This window comes from Streptomyces sp. NPDC055506, from assembly GCF_053643595.1.
The window spans coordinates 33,598-55,910 of record NZ_JBSHKH010000004.1 but is presented as its reverse complement, the minus strand read 5'-3'; the positions used below and the strand labels follow the sequence as shown (position 1 = coordinate 55,910).

The 22,313-nt window shown below is 72.3% G+C and carries 19 protein-coding genes and 1 pseudogene; 13 read left to right on the top strand and 7 right to left on the bottom strand.

Annotated elements, in window-relative coordinates; genetic code table 11:
- Positions 1–353: 353 nt before the first annotated feature.
- Both ACWIF2_RS02700 and ACWIF2_RS02695 read left to right on the top strand, forming a co-directional pair.
- The gene (locus ACWIF2_RS02700) at positions 354–1,550 is read left to right on the top strand and encodes a cytochrome P450 (protein WP_454358203.1); all 1,197 of its coding nucleotides are present in this window, start codon (positions 354–356) and stop codon (positions 1,548–1,550) included.
- Positions 1,551–1,569: 19 nt separating this feature from the next.
- Positions 1,570–1,770, top strand: a complete 201-nt coding sequence (locus ACWIF2_RS02695) for a ferredoxin (protein ID WP_372498772.1) — start codon at positions 1,570–1,572, stop codon at positions 1,768–1,770.
- 9 nt (positions 1,771–1,779) lie between these two features.
- On the opposite strand, the gene ACWIF2_RS02690 is transcribed toward ACWIF2_RS02695, so the two are convergent.
- A complete protein-coding gene (locus ACWIF2_RS02690) occupies positions 1,780–2,331 on the bottom strand; it encodes a TetR/AcrR family transcriptional regulator (RefSeq protein WP_454358202.1) in 552 nt (183 codons plus the stop codon).
- Positions 2,332–2,423: 92 nt separating this feature from the next.
- On the opposite strand from ACWIF2_RS02690, the gene ACWIF2_RS02685 reads away from it, so the two are divergent.
- Together ACWIF2_RS02685 and ACWIF2_RS02680 are read left to right on the top strand one after the other, a co-directional pair.
- Entirely contained in the window at positions 2,424–2,882 is a 459-nt protein-coding gene (locus ACWIF2_RS02685; RefSeq protein WP_454358201.1) for a nuclear transport factor 2 family protein, read from the top strand.
- 28 nt (positions 2,883–2,910) lie between these two features.
- Complete coding sequence (locus ACWIF2_RS02680) at positions 2,911–3,447, top strand: flavoprotein (protein WP_454358200.1); 537 nt, start codon at positions 2,911–2,913, stop codon at positions 3,445–3,447.
- 3 nt (positions 3,448–3,450) lie between these two features.
- On the opposite strand, the gene ACWIF2_RS02675 is transcribed toward ACWIF2_RS02680, so the two are convergent.
- Positions 3,451–4,326 carry a hypothetical protein gene (locus tag ACWIF2_RS02675; RefSeq protein ID WP_454358199.1) on the bottom strand — a complete coding sequence of 292 codons (876 nt, stop codon included), beginning with the start codon at positions 4,324–4,326 and terminating at the stop codon, positions 3,451–3,453.
- Positions 4,327–4,540: 214 nt separating this feature from the next.
- Between ACWIF2_RS02675 and ACWIF2_RS02670 the strand changes: the two genes are divergently transcribed.
- Complete coding sequence (locus ACWIF2_RS02670) at positions 4,541–5,509, top strand: aldo/keto reductase (protein WP_454358198.1); 969 nt, start codon at positions 4,541–4,543, stop codon at positions 5,507–5,509.
- A gap of 78 nt (positions 5,510–5,587) precedes the next feature.
- Here the strand turns inward: ACWIF2_RS02670 and ACWIF2_RS02665 are convergent, their stop codons facing one another.
- On the bottom strand, positions 5,588–6,427 hold the full coding sequence (locus ACWIF2_RS02665) for a phytanoyl-CoA dioxygenase family protein (RefSeq protein ID WP_454358197.1): 840 nt from the start codon (positions 6,425–6,427) through the stop codon (positions 5,588–5,590).
- Between the two features lie 61 nt (positions 6,428–6,488).
- On the opposite strand from ACWIF2_RS02665, the gene ACWIF2_RS02660 reads away from it, so the two are divergent.
- Both ACWIF2_RS02660 and ACWIF2_RS02655 read left to right on the top strand, forming a co-directional pair.
- Positions 6,489–7,463, top strand: a complete 975-nt coding sequence (locus ACWIF2_RS02660) for a helix-turn-helix domain-containing protein (protein WP_454358196.1) — start codon at positions 6,489–6,491, stop codon at positions 7,461–7,463.
- A 242-nt stretch (positions 7,464–7,705) separates the two neighbouring features.
- A complete protein-coding gene (locus ACWIF2_RS02655; RefSeq protein ID WP_454358195.1) occupies positions 7,706–9,763 on the top strand; it encodes a ricin-type beta-trefoil lectin domain protein in 2,058 nt (685 codons plus the stop codon).
- A gap of 17 nt (positions 9,764–9,780) precedes the next feature.
- Here the strand turns inward: ACWIF2_RS02655 and ACWIF2_RS02650 are convergent, their stop codons facing one another.
- Both ACWIF2_RS02650 and ACWIF2_RS02645 read right to left on the bottom strand, forming a co-directional pair.
- On the bottom strand, positions 9,781–11,079 hold the full coding sequence (locus ACWIF2_RS02650) for an arsenic transporter (RefSeq protein WP_454358194.1): 1,299 nt from the start codon (positions 11,077–11,079) through the stop codon (positions 9,781–9,783).
- A 24-nt stretch (positions 11,080–11,103) separates the two neighbouring features.
- Entirely contained in the window at positions 11,104–13,491 is a 2,388-nt protein-coding gene (locus ACWIF2_RS02645) for a SpoIIE family protein phosphatase (RefSeq protein ID WP_454358193.1), read from the bottom strand.
- A 221-nt stretch (positions 13,492–13,712) separates the two neighbouring features.
- Between ACWIF2_RS02645 and ACWIF2_RS02640 the strand changes: the two are divergent.
- From ACWIF2_RS02640 to ACWIF2_RS02630, 3 genes and pseudogenes are all read left to right on the top strand, one after another.
- Positions 13,713–14,132 (top strand): annotated as a pseudogene (locus tag ACWIF2_RS02640) (discoidin domain-containing protein); the annotation flags it as partial.
- A 150-nt stretch (positions 14,133–14,282) separates the two neighbouring features.
- Entirely contained in the window at positions 14,283–16,526 is a 2,244-nt protein-coding gene (locus ACWIF2_RS02635; RefSeq protein ID WP_454358192.1) for a glycoside hydrolase family 9 protein, read from the top strand.
- 67 nt (positions 16,527–16,593) lie between these two features.
- Entirely contained in the window at positions 16,594–17,385 is a 792-nt protein-coding gene (locus ACWIF2_RS02630; protein WP_454358191.1) for an alpha/beta fold hydrolase, read from the top strand.
- Between the two features lie 19 nt (positions 17,386–17,404).
- Here ACWIF2_RS02630 and ACWIF2_RS02625 read toward each other — a convergent pair whose 3' ends face one another.
- Entirely contained in the window at positions 17,405–18,337 is a 933-nt protein-coding gene (locus tag ACWIF2_RS02625) for a sigma-70 family RNA polymerase sigma factor (protein WP_454358190.1), read from the bottom strand.
- A gap of 152 nt (positions 18,338–18,489) precedes the next feature.
- Between ACWIF2_RS02625 and ACWIF2_RS02620 the strand changes: the two genes are divergently transcribed.
- From ACWIF2_RS02620 to ACWIF2_RS02610, 3 genes are all read left to right on the top strand, one after another.
- Positions 18,490–18,735 (top strand): hypothetical protein, encoded by a 246-nt coding sequence (locus ACWIF2_RS02620; RefSeq protein ID WP_234845748.1) that lies wholly within the window; start codon positions 18,490–18,492, stop codon positions 18,733–18,735.
- 3 nt (positions 18,736–18,738) lie between these two features.
- Entirely contained in the window at positions 18,739–19,116 is a 378-nt protein-coding gene (locus ACWIF2_RS02615; protein WP_454358188.1) for a toxin Doc, read from the top strand.
- A gap of 315 nt (positions 19,117–19,431) precedes the next feature.
- Entirely contained in the window at positions 19,432–21,060 is a 1,629-nt protein-coding gene (locus ACWIF2_RS02610; RefSeq protein ID WP_454358187.1) for an RICIN domain-containing protein, read from the top strand.
- Between the two features lie 40 nt (positions 21,061–21,100).
- On the opposite strand, the gene ACWIF2_RS02605 is transcribed toward ACWIF2_RS02610, so the two are convergent.
- The gene (locus ACWIF2_RS02605) at positions 21,101–22,270 is read right to left on the bottom strand and encodes a lactate 2-monooxygenase (RefSeq protein ID WP_454358186.1); all 1,170 of its coding nucleotides are present in this window, start codon (positions 22,268–22,270) and stop codon (positions 21,101–21,103) included.
- Positions 22,271–22,313: the final 43 nt, after the last annotated feature.

Below are 22,313 nucleotides of genomic sequence, written 5' to 3'. Positions count from 1 at the left end.
GCCCTCCACGGCGGCCGGACCGCTGCTGTCGGCGCGCGGCAGGAGCGGCGGCGGACAGCGGCAGCGACGGCGGAAGGACCTCGAGCGTAGGCATGGCTGGATCCTGGGGCCTGTCCCGCCGCGGCGACAACCGGTTTTCGACTCGCCGCCATGACTTCCTGGGGCCCCCGGCTTTCGGCAAGGGACCTGTTCGCACGCCACGGACCCCCGACCCCGGCCTTCGAACGTGAAGACGGCTTTCCCCGGCCATGTTTGCAGCCGCCATCGATCTGGCCGAACTTCGCGTCGCTCTATAGGTGCCCGGGGCATCTAATGATGATCGGCACGACGCACTACTCGTCTGCGAGGTCTTCATGACGGACACGACCGCACCCGTCGTCTTCCCCCAGAGCCGGACCTGCCCCTACCAGCCGCCCGCCGCCTACGACGCGCTGCGCACCGAGCGCCCCCTCACCCGCATCTCGCTCTTCGACGGCCGCGAGGCCTGGCTGGTCAGCGGGCACGCGATCGCCCGCGCGCTGCTGGCCGACCCGCGTCTGTCGTCCAACCGCGACCGGCCCGGCTTCCCCGCCCCGACCAAGCGGTTCGCCGGGATCCAGAACCGCAGAACGGCCCTGCTGGGCGTCGACGACCCCGAGCACCGCACCCAGCGCCGCATGGTCGTCGGGGACTTCACCCTCAAACGGGCCGTCGAACTCCGGCCACGGATCCAGCAGATCGTCGACGAGCGGCTCGACGCGATGATCGCCCAAGGCCCGCCCGCGGACCTGGTGACCGCCTTCGCGCTGCCCGTGCCGTCCATGGTGATCTGCGCCCTGCTCGGCGTCCCGTACTCCGACCACGACTTCTTCGAGACCCAGTCACGGCGGCTGCTGCGCGGCCCGGAGACCGCCGACGTCCTCGACGCCCGCGACCGGCTGGAGGACTACTTCGGCGAGTTGATCGACCGCAAGCAGCAGAAGCGAGGCACCGGTCTGCTGGACGACCTGGTCCACCGGCAGCCGGACGAGGGCGCACTCGACCGCGACGGCCTGATCGCCATGGCCCTCATCCTGCTGGTCGCGGGCCACGAGACGACCGCCAACATGATCTCGCTCGGCACCTTCACCCTGCTCCAGCATCCCGAGCGGCTCGCCGAACTGCGCGCGGACCCGGGCCTGCTGCCGACCGCGGTGGAGGAGCTGATGCGGATGCTGTCGATCGCGGACGGCATGCTGCGGCTGGCCGTCGAGGACATCGAGGTCGCCGGGACGACGATCAGGAAGGGCGAGGGCGTGGTCTTCGCGACCTCCGTCATCAACCGCGACGAGACGGTCTACCCCGACCCGGACACGCTCGACTGGAATCGCCCCTCCCGCCACCATGTCGCGTTCGGCTTCGGCATCCACCAGTGCCTCGGGCAGAACCTCGCCCGCGCCGAGCTGGAGATCGCCCTGCACACCCTCTTCGCCAGGCTGCCCGACCTGCGCCTGGCCGCCCCGGCCGACGAGATCCCCTTCAAGCCGGGCGACACGATCCAGGGGATGCTGGAACTCCCCGTGACCTGGTAAGAGGCTTGCGCACATGCACATCGACATCGAGATCGACACGGACGTCTGCATCGGCGCCGGCCAGTGCGCCCTGACCGCCCCGGAGGTGTTCACCCAGGACGACGACGGCTACAGCGCCCTGCTGCCCGGCCAGGAGGACGGCGGCGGCAGCCCGCTGGTGCGGGAGGCGGCCCGGGCCTGCCCGGTGAGCGCCATCACCGTCTCGGAGAGGGTGAGCTGAAGCCCGGGCTCACACGGTTTCCAGGAGCAGCCGGGCCGCCTCGCGCGCCTCGGCCGCGGGCTCGGCGCTCCTGGTGACACCCGCCGTGACCATGGCACCCTCGGCCAGCAGGAACAGCTGCCCGGCCAGGGTGCCGGGCAGCCCCGCCGCGTCCACGAGCGAGGCGAGGTAGTCCCGGAACGCCCGCTTGTGCGCCCGCACTTGGCCGGCCACGCGCGCTGACGTGGCGCCGAGCTCGCCGTAGGCGTTGAGCCACGCGCAGCCGCGGAAGCCCGGCTCGCCGAACCACCCGCCGAGCCAGTCGAACACGGCCAGGATCCGCTCCCGGGGCTCCCCGTGCCGCCCGACGTACTCGGCCAGTTGCCCGCGCCAGCGCGCGTCGCGCCGCTCCAGATACGCCTCGACCAGCTGCTCCTTCGCCGGGAACAGCTGGTAGAGCCGCTTGAGCGAGACCCCGGACGTGCCGCGGACGTCGTCCATCCCCACGGACTGCACGCCCCGCCCGTAGAACAGCTCCTCGGCCGCGTCCAGCGCCCGCTCCCGGGCCACCGCGCTGTCCATGTGCCACCACTCCTTGACGAGAGAACGAGCGTTCTCCTACCGTAGCAGCCCTCGGGAGAACGCTCGTTCTCCGCCGTGACCAGGGAGATTCGATGACCGACCGCCCGCCCCTGCCGCCCTTCACCCGAGAGAGCGCCGCACAGAAGGTCCAGGCCGCCGAGGACGCCTGGAACACCCGCGACCCGCACAAGGTCGCCCTCGCCTACTCGGAGGACTCCGTCTGGCGCAACCGCGACACCTTCGTCACCGGCCGCGCCCAAATCGTCGAGTTCCTGACCCGCAAGTGGGAGCGCGAGCAGGAGTACGCGCTGCGCAAGGACCTCTGGGCCTTCGACGGCAACCGCATCGCCGTCCGCTTCCAGTACGAGTGCCGGGACGCCGGGGGACAGTGGTGGCGCTCCTACGGCAACGAGCTGTGGGAGTTCGACGAGCACGGGCTGATGACCCGCCGCGAGGCGAGCATCAACGACGTGCCGATCGAGGAGAAGGAGCGCCGCGTATTCGGCCCGCGTCCGGAATCGGAGCGCGGAAGCACCTTCCCGGTCCGGTGAACCCGGGGGAGTGGCTAGGGTTTCCGGGATGACCGAACAGGCCGCCCGCAAGCCCTTCCTCTACGTCGTCGTCTGCGCCGCCGGAATCGCCGCGGACGTCAGCGAACTGATCACCGCCGCGCAGGAACGGGACTGGGAGGTCGGCGTCATCGCGACGCCCGTCGCCATGAACGGCTTCTTCGACACCGCCGCCGTCGAAGCCCAGACGGGCCGCCCGATCCGCTCGGCATGGCGCACCCCGGGCGAGCCCCGCCCGTTCCCGGCGCCCGACGCCCTGGTCCTCGCGCCCGCCACCTTCAACACCGTCAACAAGTGGGCGGCCGGCATCGCCGACACCCTCGCGCTGGGCACCCTGTGCGAGGTCGCGGGGCTCGGCGTGCCGATCGCCGTCCTGCCGTGCGTGGCCGACGCCCTGGCCGTCCACCCCGCCTACCGGGACAGCCTCGAACGGCTGCGGGGGATGGGCGTGCGGTTCGGTGAGCCGTACACCGGAGAGCCGGGCGAGGACGGCCGGCGACCGGAGTTCGGCTGGGAGCGGGCACTGGACCTGGTCGAACGGGGCTGACGGTCAGCCGCAGCCGACCGTGGGACCCTCCACCATGCCGCCGGTGTAGAGCGCCTGCCCGCGCGGCATCCAGTAGCCCAGCTTCGAGACCACCGTCGAGCAGGCCGACCCCTGGGTGACCTGGACCCGAACGGTGGCCGGACGGCCCGGCTGGAGGTCGGTCAGCGCACAGTCCACGGAGTGCGTCAGCCTGGCCTCGGAGGGGGCCCGTCCGATCAGCGGGTTGACGCACCGGGCGTCCGCCGTGCTGATCCGCACCCCCTTGCTCTCCTCGCCGATCAGCCCGAAGCGGGCACTGCCGTCGCCCTGTTCGCTGTCGCGGTACACCCGGTACGTCAGCGTGGTGGTGGCCCCGCGACGCAGGGTGGTCCGGTCGACCTCGACGCGGTGCGTGGGCCGCTGCTTCGGCGCGCTCAGGGTGAGCGTGGTCCGGACCGTGCCGCGCAGATCCACACCGCCCGGCGTGGAGCGGACGTGCACGGTGGCCGTGACGTCGTAGGTCCCCGGGCCGGGGTACGGCTGCGAACCGGGCAGCGTCCCGGAGGCGACCGTCCTGCCCTGGCGTTTCGCCGTCCAGGTGCCGGAGGTCAGACAGGCGTACCGGGCGGACGTGCCGGGACGGACGCAGTTCGCGGGGGCCGACACCGCCATCACCGGGGTGCCGCTGCCCGCGCACAGGCTGACGGTGGCCCGCTCGCCCTCCGTTCCGCGCAGGGTGCCCGCGGGTACGCACAGCGTCGCCGGTCCCTCGGCCGCCGGCGCCTGGGCCCGCACCTCGTGCCCGGGCGGGGCCGGCCGGCTCCAGGCTGTCGAGACCAGGGCGAGGGACGCCGCGGCCGCCCCGGTCAGGATCCTGAGTGTCCTCCGTCGTGCCGCCACGCCTTCTCCCCTACGCCGTCGACCGGCCGGGCGCCGGTCACCTGCGCCGAGGATGCTTCAGCAGTCCGGCCGCCTCGCCGCTCCCACGCCGTGCGGTCACCTGGGGGCAGCAACGATGACGGCCCGTCAGCCGGTCCGGCGCACCCTGCCTTCGAGCGCACACGAGCACGTACGCTCCCCTTGAAACCCCCTCCCGAAGGCAGGAGCAGCAACGATGCAGTACGTGAAGCTCGGTTCGACGGGCCTGGACGTCTCCCGGATCTGTCTGGGGTGCATGACCTACGGCCTGCCCGACCGCGGCCGTCACGAATGGACCCTCGACGAAGAGGCCTCGCGCCCGCTGATCCGGCAGGCGGTCGAAGCGGGGATCAACTTCTTCGACACGGCCAACGTCTACTCCGACGGCACCAGCGAGGAGATCACCGGCCGTGCCCTGCGCGACTTCGCCCGCCGCGACGAGATCGTGCTCGCGACGAAGGTGCACGGCCGGATGCGGCCCGGACCGAACGGCGGCGGACTGTCCCGCAAGGCGATCCTCACCGAGCTCGACCAGAGCCTGACCCGTCTCGGCACCGACTACGTCGACCTCTACCAGATCCACCGCTTCGACCCGCACACCCCCGTCGAGGAGACGATGGAGGCCCTGCACGACGTCGTCAAGGCCGGCAAGGTCCGCTACATCGGGGCCAGCTCGATGTACGCCTGGCAGTTCTCCAAGGCCCAGTACACGGCCCGCCTGAACGGCTGGACGCGCTTCGTCTCCATGCAGAACCACTACAACCTCATCTACCGCGAGGAGGAGCGCGAGATGCTGCCCCTCTGCGCGGACCAGGGCGTGGGCGTACTGCCCTGGAGCCCGCTCGCCCGCGGCCGCCTCACCCGCGACTGGGACACCACGACCGAGCGCAGCGCCACCGACACCTTCGGCAGCAATCTGTACCAGGAGGGCGACCGCACCATCGTCGAGGCCGTCACCCGCATCGCGGCCGACCGCGACGTCCCCCGCGCCCAGGTAGCCCTGGCCTGGCTGCTCCACCAGTCCACGGTGACGGCCCCGATCGTCGGAGCGTCGAAGCCGCAGCACTTGGAGGACGCGGTTGCCGCGGTGGAACTCGAGCTGACAGACAAGGAGCTCGAGGAGCTGGAGCGTCCCTACACAGCACATCCGATCGCCGGCCACTGAGCTTTCTTAGGGGCGCGGGGAACTGCGCGACAAGCCACAACGGCGCAGCAGACGAACCACGGGCTTACCGCGGAGCGATCAGTGAGGCCCTTGCGGCGAGAACTCCGTCCCGCAGGGCCCCGCCCCCTCACTCTCCCGCAGAGCGACCCGCGCCCCACTCATCGACAACGTCCGGTAGAACCGGCCGATCCGCTCCGCCGACCGCCCCACATAGTGCCCGATGAACGACCGCCGGAACCGATCACCCGAACGGTTCGGCTGCGACCCGTGCACCAGACTGCCGTTGAAGAACAGAACATCCCCCGGCGACATGTCCACCGGCACGGCCGCCAGCCCGGGCGGCGGCGGAACGTACTCCCGGGCGAAGGAAACCCCCTCGTCCGCCTCCTCCGGGCAGAACACATCCATCCGGTGCGTGCCCGGCACGACCTCCAGCCCGCCGTTCTCCCGGTCGATCACGTCACACGCCAGCCACGCCGCCACGCACGTCCCCGGCTCCACCCGCAGATAGAAGTTGTCCTGGTGCAGCGCCTGGCCCCGGGCGCCCGGCGGCTTGAAGTAGAACATGCTCTGCGCGGCCAGGACCTCCTCCCCGAGGAGCACCTCCAGTACCGTGCGCAGCCGGGCGTCCAGCAGGACGTCCCGGGCGAGACCGTTGATCTCGTGCGGGTGCATCACCCGAGGCCAGACACGCAGCGGATCCGCGTCCGCCTCGGACGCACGCGGCTCGAAGTGCCCGGGAACCGGGCCGCCCGCGTGCAGCGCCGCGAACTCGCCGCACAGCCGCTCGATCTCGTCGGCCCCGAAGAGCCCGCGCACGACGGCGAAACCGTCCTCCTCGAACCCCTCCCGGTACCGCCGGAGCCCGGCGGGGTCCAGGATGGGAGCGCCGGCGGCGCCGTTGCCCGTGACTGTCATGAGCGCACTCCTCGGTCGGGTGTCCACGGTCCGACACTAGGCCGCCCTGTCGTCGAGGAGGATGCCCGTGCGTGCTGACGGATTGCCCGGCACTGCTGGGAACGGGAACGACGGGGACCCCGCCCCGCCGCCCGGCCTGGTGGTGCTCGGCCACTTCGACCAGCCGCCCGGCTACGCCGTCTACCGCCCTCGGGGATCCGCGAGTTGGCTGTTCGCCTGGACCACGGGAGGCCGGGGCCGACTGCGGCAGGGCACCGTGGAGACCTCCGTCGGCGCGGGTGACCTCGTGGTGCTCGCCCCGGGTGTCCCGCACGGCTACGCGGTGGAGACCGGCGCCCGGCACTGGCGGTTCTGGTGGGCGCACTGCCAGGCCCGCCCGTCGTGGGCCGGGTGGCTGCGGCCGTACGACGCCGGCGACGGGGTGTACGTGGTCACGTCCGCCCCGGCCGGTGTGCACGGCCGCGTCGAGTCGGCGTTCCGGCGGATGCACACCGACGCCCGCTGGACCGGGACCGAGGCGCCGCCCGCACCGGTGCCCCCGGACGGGCAGGTCGCCGTCGCACACGGCAGCGCGGCCCGCGAACTCGCCCTGAGCGCGCTCGAGGAGATCGTCCTGCTCACCGCCGCCGGCGCTCGGCCGGCGGCACCCCGCCCCGGCCTCGACGCACGGATCCGCCGGGCCGAGGAGCTGATCGCCGCCGACCCGGGCGCCCCGCACACCGTCCGATCGCTCGCCGAGGGCGTCGCCCTGTCGCCGTCCCGCTTCGCCCATCTGTTCAGCCGGCAGCTCGGCCAGTCGCCCATGCGCGCCCTGCGCGAGGCGCGGCTGCGGCACGCCGCGCGACTGCTGGAGGGTACCGACCTGGCCGTGGAACGGGTGGCCGCGGCCTCGGGCTTCGCCAGCCCGTTCCACTTCAACCGCGTCTTCCGAGAGCGCTACGGGATGCCGCCCGGCGCGTACCGGACACGGTACGGCGATCCGTCCGGCCCGGCGGTTTCCGGACGGCGACGGGAACCGGGCGAATACCTGCCATAAAAACCGAGCAGGCAGCCCGGAAATCCCGTTCGGGCCGCTGATTGACATTCTGTCAAAAAGCCCTGGCCGCCTACGTAATGCACGAAACCGCGAGATCCCTTGTTCCCTGTCGCTGAGCTGTGCAAAGGTGTGCCCTGTCGGCGTGCGGACAGCGCGCCGTTCTTTCGTATGCGCGAGGCCGCCGTGCCGGCATACCCCTTGGTATGGACTTTATTCCGCATGTCCTTGAGAGGAATGCAGCCGTGAACGACGCAAGTCCGTCGAATTCCCCGGTTCCGGCCCGCAGGTTCGGCCCGACGGACGAGCAACTGAGCGCCGAGCTCAGGAAGTGGACGGGCGCGACGCCCGCGCTTCATCCCGTCGGCGAGCTGCTGGACCGGCACTGGGAGGCGGCTTTCGCCTACGCCCGGCTGTGCACCGCCGGTCCGCATTTCGCCGGAATGCTCACCACCGCCGCCTTCACCCGGCTCTTCGGCGAAAGCCTGCGCCAGAACGGCCCGACATCAGCGTGGCGGCCCCAGCTGCTCGTCACCGTGCGGCGGATCGCGGCCGAGTGGGCCACCGACCACCGGCGGGACATGCTCCACCCGGACCTGCGGTCCGAGGCCGGTGACGGGGAGCGGCCGGCCGCCCGGCTGCTGCCGCGGCAGCACCGGCGCCTGCTGTCCGGGGCCTTTCAGCGGCTGCCCCAGTCGGCCCGCTGCCTGCTGTGGCACGTGGAGGTCGAGGCCGAACCGCTCGCGGCTCCCGCCGCCTTGCTCGGCCTGGACGAGGAGGGCGCGCGCGTCGAACTGGACCGGGCCCGTGACCGGATGCGCGAGGAGTGCCTCCAGCTGCACCGCGAACTCGCCCCCGACGAGGAATGCCGGCGCTATCTGCGCCTGCTCGACGTGACGTACAGACGCGGCGCCCTCGACATCGACCCCGATCTACGCGCGCATATCGGGGGATGCGGGCACTGCAGCGCCGCCGCGGACCAGCTCGACCGGTTCAACCACGGGCTCGGCGTCGCCCTGGCGGAGGCGGTGCTGGGCTGGGGCGGGCAGGACTACGTGGAGAGCGCCTCGATCGTCGCGGAGGCTTCCCCGGAGAGCGGCGTTCAGGGGGACGTGGCCGGCACGGAGTCGGCCGGTGCCGCGCGTGCGGCGTTTCCGGACCCCGTGCTCCTCGCCGGCGCGGTCGGGGAGTCGTTCACCGACCCCGTCGACTCGGTGGCCACGCCACCTGCCCTCGCGGTCGAAGGGGAAGCGGGGATCCCACCGCAGGTCGGGGTCCAGACGCAGGCCCTGGTCCACGCCCATGAGACATTCCCCGCCACCCCACCCGACGCGCCGGCACCGACCGGTGGAACGGCGCCCGGCCCGGACGCCGTGGGTCCCCGCACCGCCTCCCGCAGATCCGCCCACAAGGCGGCCCGCCGTGCCGCCCGCCGCCGTAACCTCACCGTGGGCATCCTGACCGTCAGCGGCCTGGTCGTCCTCCCGCTGGTCCTGTGGTCCATCGGCAACTCCGGCGACCCGGCCCCGCCGGCCGGCGGGGACCGGCCCTCCGGGGCCTCCGACCCGGGCGCGGGCAAGCCCACCGGCGATCCGTCCTGGATCGGGGCGGGCGAGGCCCGCAAGGGCGCGCTGCGCGGCCGGCTGCACAATGTCGCCTCGGGTCTGTGCGTCGGCGTCGACGGCAAGAAGGCCGTCGAGAACGCGGAAGCCGAACTCACCACCTGCTCCTCGGAGCCTGCCCAGCAGTGGACGTACGAGACCGACGGGCTGCTGCGCAACGGTTCCGCCCCCGACCTGTGCCTGGACTCGCGGCTCGGCTACTCGGTGCGGCTGGCCCCCTGCACCGGCCCGTCCCGGCCCGACATCAAGGACATCAGCTACGACTTCATCCTGCAGGGAGCCCTGGTGCCCCGCCGGGACCAGGAGCTCGCCCTGGCCCCGGCCGCGACCGACGGCTCGGGGGCCCTGGTCCTCAAGACCCGGGCGGACGACGAGGTCCAGCGTTGGGTGATCGACACCTCCAAGACCGATCTCCAGATGGAGGCCGTCAACTGGGAAGCAGCCGCTCCGGTGCCGCGGCCCGCGCCCACCCCGACCTCCCGCCCCACACCGTCGAGGGCACCCGAGCCGACCCCCACCCCGACCGCCACTCCGTCGACGTCCCGGCCGGAGCCCACGAGTCCGTCGCCCAGCACCACGTGTCATTACCACGGCTACTACTGCTCCTGGAACGGCGACCACGGCTATCCCGGCTATGGCTACGGCTACCCCGGTTACGGCTACGGGGGCCGCGGGCACTGACCGGGCGCGACTCAGCCTCAGCCCCCGAGGACCCCCAGCGACAGCCACAGCGCCACCACGGCCGACACCAGCGCGGCGGGTGTCGCGAGCAGCCCGAGCCGGGTGAACTCCCCGAGTTCTACGCGGTGCCCGTGCTGGTGCACGATCCGCCGCCACAGCAGGGTCGCCAGCGAACCGGCATAGGTCAGGTTGGGGCCGATGTTCACGCCGAGCAGCACCGCCAGCACAGCGCCGGGACCGGCCCCGGCCGTCAGCGGCAGCAGCACCAGCACCGCGGGCAGGTTGTTGATGAGGTTGGCCAGGACGGCGGCCAGCGCGGCCACGCCCAGCAGCGCGAGCAGGCCCGAGCCGTCGGGCAGCACACGGTGGAGCGCGTCGGCGAGCCCGTTGTCGACGACCGCGCGCACGACGACGCCGAGCGCGAGCACGAACGCCAGGAAGGCCGGGGACGCGGAGCGCACCACCGTCAGCGGGGTGGCCCGCCGCCGCAGCAGTGCCCGCCCGGCCAGTACCAGCGCACCCGCCAGCGCGGCCCACGCCGGTGCGATCCCGAGAGCCGAGGCCACGACGAACCCGGCCAGTGTGCAGCCCACCGTGACCAGGGCGAACAGCGGCAGCTCGGGAGGCCGCGACGGGTCGGCGGCCGGGAGGGGAGCGGCCAGTTCCCGGGCGAAGAAACGGCGGAAGACCAAGTACTCGGCGCCGATCGCGACCAGCCAGGGCAAGGCCATCAGCGCCGTGAACCGGGTGAAGCTCAGCCCGCTCGCCGAGAAGGCGAGGAGGTTGGTCAGGTTGGAGACCGGCAGGAGCAGCGAGGCGGTGTTCGACAGGTGCGCGCACGCGTAGAGGTGGGGCCGGGCCTGGACGCCCATCCTGGTGGCGGTGGCGAGCACGACCGGTGTCAGAAGGACGACCGTGGCGTCCAGGCTGAGCACGGCCGTGATGACGGAGGCCAGTGCGAACACCGCGGTCAGCAGCCGTCCGGGACGTCCCGCCGCCCAGCGGGCCATCCACGCCCCGCACGCCGTGAAGAGCCCCTCGACGTCGCAGAAGTGGGCGAGCACCAGCACGGCCGCGAGGAAGCCGACCACGGGCCCCAGCCGCTGGATCTCCTCCCACGCGTGCGTGGGCGAGATCACTCCGACGGCGACGGCGAGCCCGGCGGCCGGAACCGCCAGTACGGCCTCGGGCAGCCCCTTCGGACGGACGACGGCCCAGACGAGCACCGCGGCCAGCAGCGCGACGGACAGGACTTCGGCGAGCGGGGTGTTCAGGGCGGAGTCCTCCGGGGCGTGTTTCAGGCGGTGCCCGCCCATGAAACCAGGCTCCGGTAAGAACCCTTACATCGCGTCGAGCGTCGTCAGCTCCGCCCAGATCGTCTTGCCGTCGGGGGTGTGCCTGCTGCCCCAGCGCTGGGTGAGCTGGGCGACCAGGAGCAGACCGCGGCCCCCCTCGTCCCAGGTCTTGGCCCGGCGCAGATGCGGGGCCGTGTGATTGGTGTCGGACACCTCACAGATCAGCGTGTCCGCGTCGTGGATCAGCCGCAGCCGGATGGGCTTGGCGCCGTAGCGGATGGCATTGGTGACCAGCTCGCTCACCACCAGCTCCGCGGTGAACGTGGCCTCGGTCAGCCCCCAGCGATCGAGCTGTTCGACGACCTGCTTGCGGATGGGGGCCACCAGCGCCGGGTCGGCCGGGATGTCCCACGTCGCGACCTGGGAGGACGGCAGGCCCCGGGTGCGGGCCAGCAGCAGGGCCACGTCGTCGGCGGAGCCGCCCGAGGGGAGCAGCGCATCCAGCACGCGGTCGCAGACCTCGTCGAGCGAGCCGGCGGGCGCCGACAGGGCATCGCGGAGCATCCGCTGGCTCGTGTCGACGTCCCGTTCGCGGCTCGCGAGCAGCCCGTCCGTGTGGAACGCCAGGACGCTGCCCTCCCGCAGCTCCACCTCGGCGCTCTCGAACGGCAGCCCCCCGACACCGAGCGGGGGACCGGAGGGCAGGTCGAGCTGCCGGGCCGGGCCGTCCGGCGGGACCAGGTGGGGCTGCGGGTGCCCGGCCCGGGCCAGGGTGCAGCGCCGCGACACCGGGTCGTACACCGCGTAGAGGCAGGTCGCGCCCACCTCCCCGGTGCCGGCCGCCTCTTCGCCGCCGGACTCCTGGGAGAGCCGGACGACCAGGTCGTCGAGGTGGGTGAGCAGTTCGTCGGGTGCCAGGTCGATGTCGGCGAGGGTGCGGACGGCGGTGCGCAGCCGGCCCATGGTGGCCGAGGCCTGGATCCCGTGGCCGACGACATCCCCGACGACCATGGCGACCCGCATCCCGGACAGCGGGATCACGTCGAACCAGTCGCCGCCCACACCGGAGCGGGTGGCCGGCAGATAGCGGGAGGCCGCTTCCACCGCGGCGGTGCGCGGCAGGTGGCGGGGCAGCAGGCTGCGCTGCAGCGTGAGGGTCGTCTCCCGTTCGCGGGAGTAGCGGCGCGCGTTGTCGATGCATACGGCGGCCCGGGCCGTGACCTCCTCGGCCAGCATCACGTCGTCGTTCGTGAAGTCCTCGGGGCGGCGAAAGCGGGTGAACACCGCGACCCCGAGGATGGTGCCCCTGGCCTGGAGCGGGACGGACATCGTGGAGTGGATGCCGTACTCGCGGACCCGCCGGAACCGAACCGGGTCCCAGGCGAGCCACCGTTCGAGGTCGTCCTCCGATCCCGAGGCCACCACCGCGTGGCCCGCGGTCAGCGAGGCGGCCTGCGGGGAGGACGCCGGGTAGACCTCCACCTGCCCCGGCTTGGCGACGGCCTCGGGGCTGCCCGCGTTGACCGACTGGTGGGCGGCCCGGCGCAGACTCACCGGTGGGACGGGCGGCCCGGCGGACTCGCCGCCGTGCTCCCGGGTGTCGAGCAGGTCGACGCTGACGAAGTCGGCGAGCGCCGGAACGCACACCTCCGCCAGCTCCTGGGCCGTACGGGTGACGTCGAGGGTGGTGCCGATGCGCACGCTCGCCTCGTTGACCAGTTGCAGCCGCTCCCGTGCCCGGTACTGGTCGCTGAAGTCGTGGGCGGTCACGCACACGCCCCGGACCTGGCCGGACGCGTCGGTGAGCGGTGCGATCCGGGCCAGCCAGGCGTGCGCCCCCCGGGTCTCGCCGCTGGCCTTCATGTATGTCTGCATGTCCTGCCGCCGGCCGGTGCTCAGCACCTGGCGCAGATTCTCCTCGAGCTCGGTGTTCTGCGGCCGGCTGCCGACGTCGGTGGGTCTCAGCCCCCGCAGACGGTCGGCGGGCATCCCGAGGAGGTCCGCCATGGCGTCGTTGACGCCGCGCAGCCGCAGCCCCTCGTCGAAGATCATCGTGGCGCAGGGTGACTGGGTGAGGGCCGCGCGCACCAGCGGGTCGTCCGCCAGGTCGGAGGCGTCGGCCTCGGGCGGGGACACCGCGAACCACTCGGCCGGCTCGCCCTCCGGCGGTCTGCGGTGGGCGAGCACCCACACGGACACTGTGCGGCCGTCGCGGTGCCGCAGCGCGAGCATGCCGCTCCAGCGGGCATCCTGGGGCGCGGGCGGCACGTCCGCTTCGTCGGCCAGCAGCTCGGCGGCCGGGCGGCCCACGACCTCGGCGGACGTGTGGCCCAGGAGACGGCGGGCGCCTTCGCTCCACCCGGTGACCGTGCCGTCGGCGGCGATGACGGCACGGGCGGCCATGCCATCGTCCAACGGCTCGTCCGGGATCATCGTCGCCACTCCATACGGACACTCACAGTGATCAGAGAGGTCGCTTGAGTTCCAGCCTAGTCCGTAGGCGCCCGACGTGAACGGGTAACCCCGGCAGCGCCAGGCCGTGCGGGGCCGTGGCGTGATTCCGGCCGATGTGACGCCTGGGACAGAAGGATGTCGCCGCACCCTTGACGGCCCTGTGTGACACCTCGACAAAATCTGTTTGTTCACGATCAGTTGCCAGTTACTCCGGCAGCCCGGACACCCTGCCCGCCGCCATACTCGACGGCGATCCGGCCACCGGCTGGTCCAACGGCTTCTTCAAGCAGGCCACGGCCCTGCTGCCCGCCTTCGACGGGGCCCGCGGCGAGGACTGGGTCTCGGTCGACCACGGGCGCACCCGCGGCTTCGGCCGGGTGGACGTGTCCTTCACCGTGGACGCCACCCACAGCCTGCCCGCGGCGATCGAGGTGGCGGTGTGGGACGGCCGGGCGTGGCAGGCCGTGCGGGACACCGCGATCGACTGGGCCACCGCCTCAGACGCCCCCACCGTGATCACCTTCAGGCCCGTCCGCGGCTCCCGGATCCGGCTCACCCTGACCAGCCGCCACCCCGACGAGGCGCGGGGCGCGCTGCGTATCAGCCGACTGGACACCGTCCAGGCCACACGGGTCCGGACGGGCGGTGGACAGCCAGTCCCGTCCGGACCGTTGACGGGGCGTCACATCAGCCACAACCATGGCGGGCATCCGTATCTGGGAGCGCTCCCATGACGAGCGCCACCCGCACCTCACCAGAGGAGCCCGGACGTGAAACGACGCAGAACCGCCCTGCTGTCCCTGACGGCCCTCCTGGCGACCGCGCTCACCGCGCTGCCCTCCGCACCGGCCGGGGCCGAAGAGGTCGAACAGGTCGAGAACGGCACCTTCGACACCACCACCGCCCCCTGGTGGACGACCAGCAACGTCACCGGAGGACTGTCCGACGGCCGGCTCTGCGCCGACGTCCCCGGCGGCACCGCCAACCGCTGGGACGCCGCCGTCGGACAGAACGACATCACCCTCGTGAAGGGGGAGTCGTACCGCTTCTCCTTCAGCGCGACCGGCACGCCCGCCGGGCACGTGGTGCGGGCGATCGTGGGCCTGTCGGTGTCCCCGTACGACACCTACTACGAGGTGACACCGCAGCTCAGCGTCTCCGGCGACCGCTACTCCTACACCTTCACCTCGCCCGTCGACACCACCCAGGGCCAGGTCGGCTTCCAGCTCGGCGGCAGCGCGGACGCCTGGCGCTTCTGCATGGACGACGTCTCGCTGCTGGGCGGCGTCGCGCCGGAGCCGTACGAGCCCGACACCGGCCCCCGGGTGCGCGTCAACCAGGTCGCCTACCTGCCCGCCGGGCCGAAGAACGCCACCTTGGTCACCGATGCCACGGCGAAACTGCCCTGGGAGCTGAAGAACGCCCGCGGCACCGTGGTCGCCCGGGGCACGACCGTGCCGCGCGGGGCCGACGCCTCCTCCGGGCAGAACGTCCACTCGATCGACTTCGGCGCGTACCGCACCAAGGGCACCGGCCTCACCCTGGTCGCCGACGGCGAGACCAGCCGCCCCTTCGACGTCGACGCGAGCGTCTGGGAGCGGCTCCGGCTGGACTCGGCGAAGTACTACTACACCCAGCGCAGCGGCATCGAGATCCGCGAGGACCTGCGGCCCGGGTACGGCCGCCGGGCCGGCCACCTGGGCGTGGCACCCAACCAGGGCGACACCTCCGTGCCGTGCCAACCCGGCGTGTGCGACTACACCCTCGACGTCAGCGGCGGCTGGTACGACGCCGGCGACCACGGCAAGTACGTCGTCAACGGCGGCATTTCCACCTGGGAGCTGCTGAGCACCCACGAACGCGCGCTGCACGCCCGCACCGGCGACGCCGGCAAGCTCGGCGACGGCACGCTCGCCATCCCCGAGAGCGGTAACAAGGTCCCGGACATCCTCGACGAGGCCCGCTGGGAGCTGGAGTTCCTGCTGAAGATGCAGGTGCCCGCCGGGAAGCCGCTGGCCGGCATGGCCCACCACAAGATCCACGACGAGCAGTGGACCGGGCTGCCGCTGCTGCCCGGCGACGACCCGCAGAAGCGCGAACTGCACCCGCCGTCCACCGCGGCCACCCTGAACCTGGCGGCCACGGCCGCGCAGGCGGCCCGCCTGTACCGGTCCTACGACAAGGCGTTCGCCGACAAGACCCTGGCGGCCGCCCGCACGGCCTGGTCGGCGGCGCTCGCCCACCCCGGCCGCTACGCCTCCGAGAGCGACGGCATCGGCGGCGGCGCCTACCCCGACAACGACGTGACCGACGACTTCTACTGGGCGGCGGCCGAGCTGTATCTCAGCACGGGGGAGAAGCAGTTCCAGGAGTACGTCCTGAAGTCCCCGGTCCACACGGCCGACCTCTTCAAGCCCCTCGGCTTCGACTGGGCCCGCACCGGGGCGGCGGGCCGGCTCGATCTCGCGACGGTACCGAACAAGCTGCCCGGCCGGGACAAGGTGCGCCAGTCCGTCGTCAAGGGCGCCGACCGCTACCTGGCCACCCTGAAGGATCACCCCTACGGCATGCCCTACGCGCCCGACGGCAACAAGTACGACTGGGGCTCCAGCCACCAGGTCCTCAACAACGCCGTCGTCCTCGCCACCGCGTACGACATCACCGGCGCCTCGAAGTACCGGGACGGCGCACTGCAGACCATGGACTACATCCTCGGCCGCAACGCGCTGAACATCTCCTACGTCACCGGCTACGGCGAGGTCAGCTCCCAGAACCAGCACAGCCGCTGGTACGCCCGCCAGCTCGACCCCGGCCTGCCCCACCCGCCGCGGGGCACCCTCGCCGGCGGGCCGAACTCGAGCATCCAGGACCCCTACGCACAGAGCAAACTCCAGGGCTGCGTCGGACAGTTCTGCTACATCGACGACATCCAGTCCTGGTCGACCAACGAGCACACGATCAACTGGAACGCCGCCCTGACCCGGATGGCCGCCTTCGTGGCGGACCAGGGGTAGGGACGTGCCCGGTGCCGGGGGAGTCCGCCGACAGGACGCCCCCGGCACCCGCGCGTAGCCTGGTCACATGCACGCGGTGCGAGTAGACGGCGTCGAGGTCGCCTACGACCGGGTGGGCTCGGGCCCGCCCCTGGTGCTCGTGCACGGCGCCACCGCGGACGCCCGCGTCTGGCGCGGCCAGATCGCCGACCTGGCCGACGCCTTCACCGTGGTCGCCTGGGACGAACCGGGAGCCGGCCGCTCCTCCGACGTACCGCCCTCCTTCACTCTGGCCGACTACGCCCGCTGTCTGGCGGCGGTCGTCAAGGACGTGGGGCTCGGACCGGCCCATGTCCTGGGCCTGGCCTGGGGCGGGACCATCGTCCTGGAGCTCTACCGGCACCACTCCGATCTCGTCAGGACGCTGCTCCTCGTCGACACCTACGCCGGCTGGAAGGGCTCGCTGCCCGCGGCGGAGGTGAAGGCGCGGGTCGAGGGGGCCGAGCGGCTGCTCGCGGTCCCGGACGAGAACTTCGCGCCGACCATGCCGGGCCTGTTCGCGGGCCCGCCGCCCGCCGAAGCCGTACGTCTGATGTCCGTGATGTCGGCCGACACGCGCCCCCAGACCATGCGGACCGAGCTCACCGTCATGGCCGAGGCCGACCAGCGCGACCTGCTGCCCGCGATCACGGTGCCGACGCTCCTGCTCTGGGGCGAACTCGACACGCGCTCCCCGGTGGAGCAGGTCGCCCACCCGTTCCTGGCGGCGATCCCGCACGCCACGCTGGTCGTGCTCCCGGGCGTCGGGCACCTCAGCAGCATGGAAGCCCCGGAGGCCTTCAACCGGACCGTCCGGGAGTTCTGCCGCTCCCGGTCCTGAGCGCACCGGCCCCGGCCGCTCACACCTCCCCTCTGGGCACGTGGGCCAGCTTGTCCGGATTGGCCACGACGTAGACGCCGCGCACCCGGTCGCCCTCCGGGGTGAGGTCCAGCACCAGGACGGCGAACGGCGCGTCCCCGTCGAACAGCACGGCGGAGTCGTCGCCGTTGACGCGGCGGTAGTGCCAGACGGGGTCGCGCGGACCGCCGCGCCCGGACGTGAGCAGGCGGGCCACCTTGTCCCGGCCGTGCACCGGGCGCAGGCTCGCCCGCTTGCGTTTGCCGCCGGCGTCCGTCCACGCTGTGACGTCCGGTGCGAGGACCTCCATCAGCGCGGAGATGTCCCCGCCGAGCGCCGCCCGCACGAACCGCTCGGTCGCCTCCCGCCGCACCCGCGGATGCGCCTCGTACCGCGGCCGCCGCGCCCGCACGTGCTCCCGGGCCCGGTGCGCCAACTGCCGTACGGCGGCGGGGGAGCGGTCGATGACCTCCGCGATCTCGGCGTGCGGGTAGCCGAACACCTCGCCCAGGACGAACACGGCCCGCTCCAGCGGGGTCAGCGACTCCAGGACGACCAGCATCGCCAGCGACACCGACTCGGAGCGCAGGGCGGGCCCGTCGGCGGTGTCGGCCTCGCCGTCGGCGACCAGAGGCTCGGGCAGCCACTGGCCGACGTAGGTCTCCCGCCTGCGGCTGATCGTGGCGCGGCGGCGCAGCGCGTGGTTGACCGCCACCCGTACGAGATAGGCGCGGGGGTTGTCGACGCCGGCCAGGGGAGCGCCACCGCCGCGGGCCGTCCAGGACAGCCAGGTCTCCTGCAGGACGTCCTCGGTGTCGGCGACGCTGCCGAGCATGTTGTAGACGACGCCGAACAGCAGCTCGCGATGGTCGACGAACACCCCGGTCGCCTCGTCGGCCGGGGCGTCGGTGCCGGGTGCGGTGATCTCGGTCATGCGTGGTCCTCCCGGAGACGCGTTCACCACTGAGACCGGGGAGCGGGCCCCGAATGTGACATCGCCCGGCCGCGCCGGTGTCCGGTACCGTCCAATTACCTCTCTGACCTGGCGATATTTACGAGTCAGTACCCGAGCGGTACCTTGAGGGCATGCCAGCTCTCAACGTGGAGTTCAGCGACCGCGAGCTTGAGGACCTGCGGCAGATCGCCAAGGAACGCGGTACGTCGATGAAGGCGCTCGTGCGGGAGGCGGCCGCGGCCGACATAGCCCGTCACCGGGCGCTCCAGGAGGGCGCGGAGGCCTTCCGCAGGTTCTTCGCGACCCACGCCGACGAGTTCGCCGCGGCCTTCCCGGACGACGAACCGTCCGCCAAGGGTGAAGGGCGGGCCGCCTGACCGATGGCACCCGTCATCCATATCGACGTGCCCTGGCTGCTGCAGCGCCATGAGGAGGTCCTGCCGGACCAGCCCACCGTCAACGACTTCTCCGCGCTGGTCGCCGCCGTCGCCCGGCACCGGGTCGATCCGCCGCGCCTGGGGGTGAACTCCGACCCCGCCTGGCGGGCCGCCGCGCTGCTGCACACCCTCGCCGTGCTCCGGCCGCTGCCGGCGGCCAACGCCCGCTTCGCCTGTGCGACGGCCGTGGCGTACATGTTCGTCAGCGGCGTCGGTATCGACCCGCCCTACGGCGCCCTCGTCGACCTCGCCCGCGATCTGATGTCCAACACGACCGACGTCTACGGCGCTGCGGACCGGCTGCGGTCCTGGCAGATCTGACCCGATTCACACAGGGCGCACGGAAATGTCGAAAACAGGTGCGATCTGTGTACGTGCGTTCCCCGTTTCTGACTTTCTGTCAATGGGCCGGATGTTGCACGGGCGCCTTGTTGGTCGTGTGGGGGTTGTGCAAGAGTGAAACACACGTGCGGGGGGAATGGCCGGGTGTCGCACGTGATTTGTGGACCGGGTCCGATTCGCCGCCGGTGAATTCGCACCTCCCGCGCCGCGCCAGAAAAGGTTCGCACCAACCGGGCTCCTTTTTCGGCGGCAGGACTTCTGTGTGTCACCTGCGCGTGGGAAGGAACCACCTCAGTGCCCACCCCCCACCCCCCTCGTCCCCCGTATCCCCCGCCCGGCGGGGATCCCGGGGAATCCGATGAATCACTCGCCGCCCCGCTGAGAGGCAGCCCGGAGGGCGAGGTCGCCGCCCATTCCGTCGCGCTGCTGATGGCGCGGCACTGGCAGCCGGTGCACGACTACGCGGTCATCTGTCTCGCCTCGTCGGCGCAGGTCGCCGCCATGGTCACCGGGACCGCCTTCCACCGGACCCTCAACCGCGTGGCCTTCGGCGACTCGGCCGTCGCGCTGCGCCCGGTCCTTCTGGTGACCGTGCGCGACACGATCCGGGAGTGGTCCGGCGACGATCGAATATCCGCCGTACTGCCGGCCCTGCAGAAACCGGCCGGAGGGCGCGGGCTGCGCGCGGCGACGTCCATGACGCCCGAAAATCGGGCACTCGCGGAGCGGGCATTCCAGGCACTTCCCGCCGCCGCGCGCTGTTTGCTCTGGCATGTCGAGGTCGAGGCAGATCCTTTAAGCGTCCCCGCCGGCCTGCTGAGCATGGATACCGACATCGCGTCGGCCGCCCTCGAACAGGCGCGTGACAAATTCCGCGAGGGTTGTGTACATGCCCATCGCGAACTCGCGCCGACCCATGATTGCCGGTTCTACAACCGCCTCCTCGACGTCCCGATCCGCCGGGGCGGCGCACTGCTGCCGGACGTCCAGCAGCATCTGGCGGAGTGCCGGTACTGCCGGAACGCCGCCGAGCAACTGAGCCATTTCGAGGGCGGTCTCGGCCCGTTGATCGCCGAAGCGGTGCTGGGCTGGGGCGCCCGCCGCTACCTCGACTCGCGTCCGGGCCGGGCCTCGCACGGTACCCGCGGCGGTCGCGGCGGCCGGCGCGGCGGCGGGCGGTCCGGGAGCGCACGCCACCGTCTGCTGTCCAGGATCCCCATGCCCGCCCGCCGGATCCCGGGCGTCCGGGTCCCGGACGCGCTGCGGTCCTCCCGGGCGCTGCTCTCGGGCGTCGGCGCGGTGTCGGCCGGGGTGCTGGCGACGGTGCTCATCATCAGCGCGTCCTCGTACGACGGCGGCCAGGCCGACCCGGCCGGCTCCAACAGCGCCGCCGGCGGCAACGGCGGCGGGTCGGTGACACCGCCGGACACGGCCGTACTGCCCACCGCACCGGGAGTGACGCGGCTGCGCAACGCGGGCGCCGATCTGTGCCTCGACATCCGGGACCTGCCGAAGGAGGGCTCGGGGGCGAAGCTGGCCTCGTGCTCGACGGCGTGGACCCAGCAGTGGACGTACGAGAACGACGGGCTGCTGCGCAGCGTCGCCGATCCCGGGCTGTGTCTGGACTCGCACAAGGACGCGGGCGTCGTGGTGCTCGGCACCTGCGCCGAGGAAGACGCCGAGCGAGGCGAGGACGTGCGCTACGACCTCACCGTGCAAGGGGAGTTGCTGCCCCGCTGGGGCGAGGAGCTCGCCCTCACCTCCACCAACGACGACCCGGACGCCGACATCGTCGTCAAGGTCCGCGACCGGTCCGACGAACAGCGCTGGCAGCCGGAGCCCGTGCCCACGGCGGCCGGGTCCCTGTCGATCGCGGAGGAGGACGCCCCGACCGCACGGCAGGTGACGGCGCCGAACCGCTGAACGGCTGAGCGGTGAACTCGGCCTCGCCCCCGCCCACGCCTCAGCCCGGCTCCTCCGTCAGATCGGCCGGGCCGACCGTCGCAGGCGTGGCGTGGCCCGACAGGGCCAGGGTGAGGTCGAGTTCGGCCAGGAGGCAGCGGATGACGTGCTCTACGCCGGGCTGTCCGTCGAGGCCGAGACCATAGACGTACGGGCGTCCGACGAGCACCGCCCGCGCGCCCAGCGCGAGGGCCTTGAAGATGTCGTCGCCGGTGCGGACGCCGCTGTCGAAGAGGACGGTGAGCCGGTCGCCGACGGCGTCCACCACACGGGGCAGCGCGTCGGCGGCGGCCACGGACCCCGCGACCTGGCGGCCGCCGTGGTTGGAGACGACGACGCCGTCCATGCCCGCCTCGGCGGCCAGCCGCGCGTCGTCCGGGTGCAGGACGCCCTTGAGGACGATCGGGCCGTCCCAGTTCTCCCTGAGGAACGCCAGGTCCGGCCAGGACTTGGCCGGGTCGGAGAACATCCCGACGAAACGCATCACGGCCGCGTTCGGGTCCTCGTGCACCGGTTTGGCCAGACCCGCCTGGAAGACCGGGTCCGAGAAGTAGTTGGCCGTGCCGACGCCGTGCAGGAAGGGCAGATACGCCTGGTCGAGATCCCGGGGCCGCCACGACAGCAGCGGGGTGTCCAGGGTGACGACGAGTACGCTGAACCCGGATGCCTTCGCCCGGCTCAGGAAACTGCGGGCCACCTCAGGGTCCTTCGGCCAGTACAGCTGGAACCACCGCTCGGCGTCGCCCATCGCCTCGGCGACCTGCTCCATGGGGGTGCTCGAGGCGGACGACAGGATGTACGGCACGCCCTGCGCGGCGGCGGCCCGGGCGGCGGCGGGTTCGGCGTCCGGGTGCATGATCGACAGCACGCCGACCGGGGCCAGCGCCAGCGGGGCGGGCAGGGCGCGGCCCAGCACCTCGACCGACAGATCCCGCTCGTGCACGTCCCGCAGCATGCGCGGCACGATCCGGCGGCGCTCCAGGGCCGCCCGGTTGGCCCGGGCGGTGCTGCCGTTCCCGGCGCTGCCCGCCACATAGCCGACCGGGCCGGGCCCGAGCCGCTGTTCGGTCAGTTCCTCCAGCCGGGTCAGATCGGTGGGCAGGCGCGGCACCGCTCCCGTCATCCCGTTGAGATAGATCTCGTACTGGAAGTCCGCCCAGTGCTTCGCCATGTGGTCCGTCCCGCCTCTCGTCGCTGAGAACGCGCAGTACGCC

Coding starts and splice junctions, on each gene's coding strand:
- ACWIF2_RS02700 (WP_454358203.1), top strand. CDS start 354: ATGACGGACACGACCGCACCCGTCGTCTTCCCCCAGAGCCGGACCTGC.
- ACWIF2_RS02690 (WP_454358202.1), bottom strand. CDS start 2,331: ATGGACAGCGCGGTGGCCCGGGAGCGGGCGCTGGACGCGGCCGAGGAG.
- ACWIF2_RS02685 (WP_454358201.1), top strand. CDS start 2,424: ATGACCGACCGCCCGCCCCTGCCGCCCTTCACCCGAGAGAGCGCCGCA.
- ACWIF2_RS02680 (WP_454358200.1), top strand. CDS start 2,911: ATGACCGAACAGGCCGCCCGCAAGCCCTTCCTCTACGTCGTCGTCTGC.
- ACWIF2_RS02670 (WP_454358198.1), top strand. CDS start 4,541: ATGCAGTACGTGAAGCTCGGTTCGACGGGCCTGGACGTCTCCCGGATC.
- ACWIF2_RS02665 (WP_454358197.1), bottom strand. CDS start 6,427: ATGACAGTCACGGGCAACGGCGCCGCCGGCGCTCCCATCCTGGACCCC.
- ACWIF2_RS02660 (WP_454358196.1), top strand. CDS start 6,489: ATGCCCGTGCGTGCTGACGGATTGCCCGGCACTGCTGGGAACGGGAAC.
- ACWIF2_RS02650 (WP_454358194.1), bottom strand. CDS start 11,079: ATGGGCGGGCACCGCCTGAAACACGCCCCGGAGGACTCCGCCCTGAAC.
- ACWIF2_RS02645 (WP_454358193.1), bottom strand. CDS start 13,491: ATGATCCCGGACGAGCCGTTGGACGATGGCATGGCCGCCCGTGCCGTC.
- ACWIF2_RS02630 (WP_454358191.1), top strand. CDS start 16,594: ATGCACGCGGTGCGAGTAGACGGCGTCGAGGTCGCCTACGACCGGGTG.
- ACWIF2_RS02625 (WP_454358190.1), bottom strand. CDS start 18,337: ATGACCGAGATCACCGCACCCGGCACCGACGCCCCGGCCGACGAGGCG.
- ACWIF2_RS02620 (WP_234845748.1), top strand. CDS start 18,490: ATGCCAGCTCTCAACGTGGAGTTCAGCGACCGCGAGCTTGAGGACCTG.
- ACWIF2_RS02615 (WP_454358188.1), top strand. CDS start 18,739: ATGGCACCCGTCATCCATATCGACGTGCCCTGGCTGCTGCAGCGCCAT.
- ACWIF2_RS02605 (WP_454358186.1), bottom strand. CDS start 22,270: ATGGCGAAGCACTGGGCGGACTTCCAGTACGAGATCTATCTCAACGGG.